This is a genomic window from Mycobacterium sp. TH-M103 (assembly GCF_057473785.1).
On sequence record NZ_JBYCLG010000244.1, the window covers coordinates 1 to 6,822 of the forward strand.

Annotated in this window: 8 protein-coding genes; 1 reads left to right on the top strand and 7 read right to left on the bottom strand. The window is 70.4% G+C overall.

Features of this window, described 5'->3' with window-relative positions; all coding sequences use genetic code 11:
- The 6 genes from AC2VOR_RS14040 to AC2VOR_RS14065 form a co-directional block, all read right to left on the bottom strand.
- A partial coding sequence (locus tag AC2VOR_RS14040; RefSeq protein WP_486963973.1) for a DinB family protein occupies nucleotides 1-166 on the bottom strand: 166 nt, incomplete at its 3' end.
- Nucleotides 163-1,452, bottom strand: a complete 1,290-nt coding sequence (gene egtA, locus AC2VOR_RS14045) for an ergothioneine biosynthesis glutamate--cysteine ligase EgtA (RefSeq protein WP_369736547.1) — start codon at nucleotides 1,450-1,452, stop codon at nucleotides 163-165. The genes egtA and AC2VOR_RS14040, both read right to left, overlap by 4 nt.
- Before the next feature lie 151 nt (nucleotides 1,453-1,603).
- On the bottom strand, nucleotides 1,604-2,248 hold the full coding sequence (locus tag AC2VOR_RS14050) for a sensor domain-containing protein (RefSeq protein WP_369741388.1): 645 nt from the start codon (nucleotides 2,246-2,248) through the stop codon (nucleotides 1,604-1,606).
- A gap of 32 nt (nucleotides 2,249-2,280) precedes the next feature.
- Nucleotides 2,281-3,729: a catalase gene (locus AC2VOR_RS14055; protein WP_486963970.1), complete on the bottom strand. Its 1,449-nt coding sequence runs from the start codon at nucleotides 3,727-3,729 to the stop codon at nucleotides 2,281-2,283.
- A 79-nt stretch (nucleotides 3,730-3,808) separates the two neighbouring features.
- Nucleotides 3,809-4,303, bottom strand: coding sequence for a hypothetical protein (locus AC2VOR_RS14060; protein ID WP_369736544.1), 495 nt, complete (start codon nucleotides 4,301-4,303; stop codon nucleotides 3,809-3,811).
- A gap of 118 nt (nucleotides 4,304-4,421) precedes the next feature.
- Nucleotides 4,422-5,663 (bottom strand): sensor histidine kinase, encoded by a 1,242-nt coding sequence (locus AC2VOR_RS14065; RefSeq protein WP_486963971.1) that lies wholly within the window; start codon nucleotides 5,661-5,663, stop codon nucleotides 4,422-4,424.
- Between the two features lie 275 nt (nucleotides 5,664-5,938).
- On the opposite strand from AC2VOR_RS14065, the gene AC2VOR_RS14070 reads away from it, so the two are divergent.
- The gene (locus AC2VOR_RS14070; protein WP_486963972.1) at nucleotides 5,939-6,268 is read left to right on the top strand and encodes a WhiB family transcriptional regulator; all 330 of its coding nucleotides are present in this window, start codon (nucleotides 5,939-5,941) and stop codon (nucleotides 6,266-6,268) included.
- Between the two features lie 48 nt (nucleotides 6,269-6,316).
- On the opposite strand, the gene AC2VOR_RS14075 is transcribed toward AC2VOR_RS14070, so the two are convergent.
- Nucleotides 6,317-6,676, bottom strand: a complete 360-nt coding sequence (locus tag AC2VOR_RS14075; RefSeq protein ID WP_369741387.1) for a hypothetical protein — start codon at nucleotides 6,674-6,676, stop codon at nucleotides 6,317-6,319.
- Nucleotides 6,677-6,822 lie beyond the last annotated feature (146 nt).

The window sequence follows — 6,822 nt, forward strand, 5'->3', positions numbered from 1 at the left end:
GCAGCCACAGCTCCTCCTGCTGCCCGATGTGCGCCAGGTCCCACACCAGCGGGCTCATCAGGGGGTCGTACTGCCGGCACAGCTCGTCGTCGTCGAAGTCGACCAGCCGCAACGTCCGCGCCCGCGCGCGCGCCAGGTCGTCGGCGATCCGCTCCCGGGAACTCACAGGCCCGCTCGCGCCAGCCGCGCGACCGCGACCGCGGCACCGTGCTCGCCGACCTGGTCGCAGAAGTCGTCGGCGGGACAGCGGCCCTGCTCGACGGCCCGGACCAGGCGCTGCATCCCCTCGGTCAGCTCCGCCGGGGCCCGTTCCGCGGCCAGCGCCACGCACCGGTTGGCCGCGGTGTAGAGCCGGCGATCCCGCAGCCCTACGCGCGCCGCGGTGTCCCACGCGGTGGCCACCGGTTCGACGGCTTCGGCGGCGACGGCGGCGGCGGCCGGGTCGTCGAGCAGGGCCACGAGTGTGTACACCACGGCCGGCCAGAACGTCTGCGGCAGGCTGTCCAGGTAGCGGATCTCCAGCCATTGGCGCGGGCGCACCGGCGGGAACAGCGTGGTCAGGTGGTATTCGAGGTCGGCGATGGTCGGGCGGCGGTCGCCGAGCAGCACCCGGCCGTCCACCCAGTCGGTGAAGGGCACATAGTGGGTGACGGCGACGGCCTCGGGATTGTTCACCAGCATCACCGGCGCGTTGAGCGCGTAGTGCGCCCATTCGGTGCCGGGGTCGTCACCGCTGATGCCCAGCACGGGCCCGCATCGCGCCGAGTCCATCCGCCCCCAGACCCGCTGCCGGGTGGATGACCAGCCCGACAATTCGCCGCTCAGCATCGGGGAATTGGCCGCGATCGCGATCATCGTCGGCCCCAGCGCGTGGGCCAGCCGAACCCGCTGCGCCCAGCCCTCCTGCGGCCCCGCGTCGAGGTTGACCTGGACCGAGGCGGTCGAGGTCATCATGGCCGCGCCGACATCCCGGAAGCCGTCGGCGGCGAAGAACTGCTCCATGGCGCGGTAGCGCGCGCCCGGGTTGATGCGCTGGGGCGGCCGCAGCGGGTCCGCCCCCAAAAAAACCAGGCCGAGCCCGGCGTCGGCGAAAGCTTGTCGCAGCACCGCCTGATCGCTGTGCATGGCGTTGATGGCCGGCACGACGCCGTCGGCAGGCGGCCCGGACAGCTCCACGGCCCCGCCGGGTTCGACGGTGACCGCACTGGCCCCGGGCAGCGCCGGCAGGAACTCCAGCACCTCGAGGATCTCGTCCCAGCCCGGCCTGCGGTGCGGATCGGTCGGGTCGTGGCAGTGCGCCTCCACCTCGAGTCCGACCCGCCCCAGCGAGCCGTCGGCCAGGCAGCTGTCGGCGATATACGAGGCGGCGACCGAGGAATCGGCCATCTCGGCCTCGACCGGGAGGGTCGTGGCCAGCTGCGAGGCCGCGCCGGTGGTGCCGGCGAACGTCATATCACGATCCCTCCGGGCCCCTGCGGACCGCTCGCTCGGGCAGCTATCCCGACGATAACCACGACCAACTCATCTCGCAGACCGTGCCGACATATTCCCGTTTCCGCGCCTTTTCGCCGCACGGCCTACCCGGATACCCAACTATTCGCATTTATTGACCCAGCGCGTTCTGCATCGCTCCGGCGAGCACGTTGACCGCGGGCCCCGCGTTGCCGGATTGGCAGACCTTGGCCTGCAGCAACACGTTTTCACGCAGCCTGGTTTGATCGAAACAACGCCGATCGGTACCGGCCTCCTGCTTCGTCCAGCCCGCGTCGGTGGCCGTCGCCGGTCCCCCGGCAAACGACCAGACCTGGGTGGACCCGTCGTCCAGGTGCAGCGCCGTGGTCTGTCCCGAGCAGCCCACGGTCCGGTCCACCACCCGGTGGAAGGCCCTGGTGGCGGCGTCGTTCGTGGCGAACACCCCGACCGCCTGCTTGGCGTAGTGGGTTTGGTCGGTGGCCGACGTCTGGGTGGTCGCCCCGTTGAACGACGCCAGGTCGGGATCGTCGTAGACCTCGGGCAGCCCGATGTCGGCCCAGTTGTTGCAGGCCGGCAGATCGACCCAGAACCCCTGGAACGGCTCGGTGAACACCGACTCCCAGCCCATCGGCGCGCCGACGATGTTGCCGACCGACCCCTTGCCCAGCACCGCGTAGGACACCACGCCCGGCTCGGAGGGCGCGGCGGCCGCGACGGGGCGCCCGACAGCCAGGCCGACGGTCCCGATGGCCAGAGCCACCGCGGCAGCCCGCATGGTCATGCAGCCGATCATGCCAGGCACCGGGATCAGCCCTGGTTGGCGCGAACCCCCTCCTCGACCTTCTTCCCGAGGTCGGGGTCGACGTTGCGCCAGTACTCGAACACCCGCGAGAGCACCGGCTCTTTGACGCCCTTGGACACGTGGCCGATGATGTTGTGCGCCAAGCGATCCCGCGCCTCGTCGTCCAGAACTTCGCGGACCATGGCGCCGGCCTGGCCCCAGTCGTCGTCCTCGGCGTGCAGGGTGTAGGCCGAGCGCACCATGTCCCCGTCGGCGTGCCAGCGCACCTCGGCGGCGCGCGCCGGGTCGGCCTGCGGCCCGCCGTAGGAGTTCGGCGCATACACCGGGTCGGAGGCGTTCTTGATCCGCATCGCCCCGTCCTTGGAATAGCTGTGCACCTCGACCTTGGGCTCGTTGACCGGAATCTGCCGGTAGTTGGTCCCCAGCCGGGCGCGGTGCGCGTCGGAGTAGGAGAAGCCGCGGGCCTGCAGCATCTTGTCCGGGCTCAGGCCGGTGCCGGGCACGGTATTGTTCGGCTCGAAGGCGGCCTGCTCGATCTCGGCGTGGTAGTCGGTGACGTTGCGGGTCAGCGTCATCTTGCCGACGTCGATCAGCGGGTAGTCGCTGTGCGGCCACACCTTGGTCAGGTCGAACGGGTTGAACCGGTAGGTCCGGGCCTCCTCGTAGGGCATGATCTGCATCTTCAGCGTCCAGCTCGGGTGCTCGCCACGCTCGATCGCGTCGTACAGGTCGCGCGTGTGGTAGTCGCCGTCCGCGCCGGCCAGGTGGTCGGCCTCCTCCTGGGTCAGGAACTCGATGCCCTGGTCGGTGATGAAGTGGTACTTCACCCAAAAGATCTCGCCGGCGGCGTTGATCCAGCTGTAGGTGTGGCTGCTGTAGCCGTTCATGTGGCGCCAGGTCTTCGGGATGCCGCGATCGCCCATCAGCCAGGTCACCTGGTGCGCCGATTCCGGGGACAGGCTCCAGAAGTCCCACTGCATGTTGTGGTCGCGCACGTTGCGTGCCTGGGTGCGCTTCTGGGAGCGGATGAAGTGCTGGAACTTCAGCGGGTCGCGCATGAAGAAGACCGGCGTGTTATTGCCCACCATGTCGAAGTTGCCCTCGCCGGTGTAGAACTTCAGCGCGAAGCCGCGCGGGTCCCGCCAGGTGTCCGGGCTGCCGCGCTCGCCGGCGACGGTGGAGAACCGGGCCAGCATCTCGGTCTTGGTGCCGGGCTGGAACACCGCCGCCCGGGTGTATTGGCTGACGTCGTTGGTCACCTCGAAGTGGCCGAACGCGCCGCCGCCCTTGGCGTGGGGCTGCCGTTCCGGGATGCGTTCCCGGTTGAACATCGCCATCTGCTCGATCAGGTAGTGATCCTGCAGCAGGATCGGGCCGTCGGGCCCGATGGTGAGCGACTGGTCGTCGCTGGGTGCGGGGATCCCGGCATCCGTGGTGGTGTAGCGCTGGGTCATCTCGCCCTCTCCTCTTCGGCCGTTCGCGCGGGCCTTACCGCGCAGACGATTACCCGCACCGCCCGATTCCCAATCCGGGCTACGGGCGTGGGCCCGGGGGGCTGGGTGCGGGGCCGCTGGACGACTGACCGGGGCCGCCGCCAGGGCCGGCCTGACCGCCGCCGGGCCCACCCGGGCCGCCCGGTCCCCCGGGCCCACCGGGAGGCATGGGGACGATCATCCCCGGGCCGCCGGACCCGCCGAACGGCCACGGGCCGGGGCCGCCGGGACCGAAGCCTCCCGGGCCGGGGCCGGGGCCCCACGGGCCCATTCCCGGACCGGGGCCGCCGGGGCCGCCGGGACCGAACATCGTGCCGGGGTGATGGCGGTGGTGGCAGTGGCCGTAGCCGAACACCATCGCCCCCGAGAAGAAGATGACCGACAGGATGAACACGATGCCCGCGACGATCACCACCCACGCCGCGGCCGTGTAGAGCCTCGGCGGCTTGGGCCGCTGCGGCGGCGCCGGCGGTGGCGGCGGCGGTGCGGGGGGAACGGGCGTCGGCTGCGCGGCCGGATCGGGTGTTTCGGTCATGACGTGAATACTGCCCCGCATGGCGGCCGCGGTAACAGTCCCCGGGCCAAAATTGTTGTGAATTGAGATCCGGTGCCCATCCCGCGCGGGTGCCCGGGCCCGTCCGGCGCGGGCGCGTTCAGTCGGCGCCGGCGGCGGTGGTCACCGATACCCGTGTGCCCCCGCCCGGCGTCGATGTCAGGTTCATCGATCCGCCCATTGCGTCGATGCGGACCATCAGCGACGCCAGCCCGATATGCCCTTGGGTCACACGCCGACGCACGATGGCAGGATCGAATCCCCTGCCGTCGTCGACGACGCTCAGCGTGATGGTGTCGACCTCCCGGGTGAGGCCGACCTGGACTGTGCGCGCCCCGGCGTGCTTGTACACGTTGGCGAGCAGTTCGCGGGCGGCGCGATACAGCAGGGATTGCGACCGCGGCCGATCGACGTCTTCGAGGTCGGCTTCGATCACGAAGTTCCCGCGCTGCTCGTAGTCGCTGATCAGCTCCCGCAGCGCGGCGGTGAGACCCAATTCGGTGAGCACCTGGGGATGTAGCGCGGTGACGGTGCCGCGCAGGCGGGTCACCGTGTTCTGCACCGCCCGGTAGGCGGCATCCAGCCGCGGGTCGGTACAGCGCTCCCGGACTTCGTCGAGGTCGAGTCGCACCGCCAGCAGGTCCTGTAGCGGTCCGTCGTGCAGTTCCTCGGCCAGTGCGCGGGAGTGCCGCTCGTCGGCGCGCATCGATTCCGCGACAAGAGTGCGGCGCATGTCGAGCAGAGCCGCCACGCGCGCCGCGGCGCGGGTCAGGAAGTAACACAGCGCGGTCATCGCGGCCGCCAACCACAGCAGCAACCCGAAATGCGTGTAGACCACGGTCGGCAGCTCGACCGTGTCGTCACGCTTGGAATAGACGATCCACACACCGAGGTAACCGAAGGCGGTGCAGACGCCGACGGCTGCGGCCAGCGCCGGGCGGTCCTGGAACGCCACCGAGATCGGCAGCAGGAAGAACACCGGTAGCAACGCCACGGTGGCCCCTCCCGACACCACGCACAGCGCCACCACGGCCAGGACGTCGATGCCCGTCGAGACCCAGCCGGCCCACGGCGGCACCGGGCCGCGCAGCACCACCACCGCCCACACCAGCGCGGCGACGCTGTAAGCGCTGAGTATCAGCGCATAGGCCAGCGGCAACCAGTGCTCGACCTCCCACACCGAGACCAGCAAGACGATCAGACCGATCAGCGGCAAGCGCAGGAACGCCGACAGTCGGACGGGTTCGGCGGAGACGAAGTCGACGAATCGAGCCAGCGGGCGGCCCACGCTCCTCGAGCAGTCCGCGCCACAGCGCCGCAGCGACAGCCCCGCGGCGATCACCGGGCGTCGACCTCGCCGCTCGATGCCGGCGCGCGCATGCGGCCACTGCGGAACGGCGGGTGGTCTTCGCCCACGACCACACGCACCTTGTCGGTCGCCGGCGCGCCGATCATGGCGGTCAGTCTCCCACAGCGGCGGGCTGCCGTTCCCCCAATCGGGGGACACTCTGATTCATCCCGTGCACCCGCCGTTCGGCGGACAGACACTGCTGAGCCGCGCGGGAATAGTGGTCGCCCGGGGCGGGCGAACACGAACCGCGCACAGGAGCATCGAGAGTGAGAACAAAACCCGCCTACGTCCGCACCCTCGCCGCAGCCGAAACCACCACCGACTGGGTGTCGCAAGCGCGGTGCCTTTCCAGCGATCCCGATGAACTATTCGTTCGCGGGAAGGCGCAGCGCAGCGCGGCCGCCATCTGCCGGCATTGTCCCGTCATCGCCGAGTGCCTCGCCGAGGCGCTCGACAACCAGGTGGAGTTCGGTGTTTGGGGTGGCATGACCGAACGGGAGCGGCGGGCGTTGCTGAAGCAGCATCCGGAGGTGGCGTCCTGGCGCGACCTGTTCGTCACCCGGCGCAAGACCCGCGGCACCGGCCGATCGGCGTGACACCGACGGCCCGGCGCTCCGTCGAGCGCCGGGCCACCGCGCGGTTCGCTACGGCGAAGGCGTCACCGACGGGGAGACCGAGGACGGCACCTGTCCAGGGCCGCTACCGGGCCGCGTCGTCCCGGGCCCGCCGCCGGGCATCGCCGCGGGGCCCGCGCCGCCGGGCCCGCCCGGACCGTGCGGATGCATCATCATCGCGTGGTGCTTGTGGTGGTGGAAGCCGCCATGGTGTCCGGGGAACCCGGCGTGCCGGCCCAGCACGAAGCCGGTGAAGAAGATCACCGCCACGATGAAGACCGTGCCGGCGACGATGGCGACCCACGCCGCGACCTGGAAAACCCGCGGAGTCTTGTGGGGCGCCCCGGTCGCGGGAACGGGCGCCGGGTCCGTTGCGGTCGAGGACCGCACTGTCGTGTTTTCGGGTGTTTCACTCATGAGACAAATGATGCATCCGCGAACGATGCCCGCGGCTATGCACCACTTATGTAATGGCTATGAGCGAATGCTCATCCCATGCCGCCGCCGGCGCCGCCGCCGAGGTCGTGCGGCTCCTC

Coding starts and splice junctions, on each gene's coding strand:
- AC2VOR_RS14050 (WP_369741388.1), bottom strand. CDS start 2,248: ATGCGGGCTGCCGCGGTGGCTCTGGCCATCGGGACCGTCGGCCTGGCT.
- AC2VOR_RS14060 (WP_369736544.1), bottom strand. CDS start 4,303: ATGACCGAAACACCCGATCCGGCCGCGCAGCCGACGCCCGTTCCCCCC.
- egtA (WP_369736547.1), bottom strand. CDS start 1,452: ATGACGTTCGCCGGCACCACCGGCGCGGCCTCGCAGCTGGCCACGACC.
- AC2VOR_RS14055 (WP_486963970.1), bottom strand. CDS start 3,729: ATGACCCAGCGCTACACCACCACGGATGCCGGGATCCCCGCACCCAGC.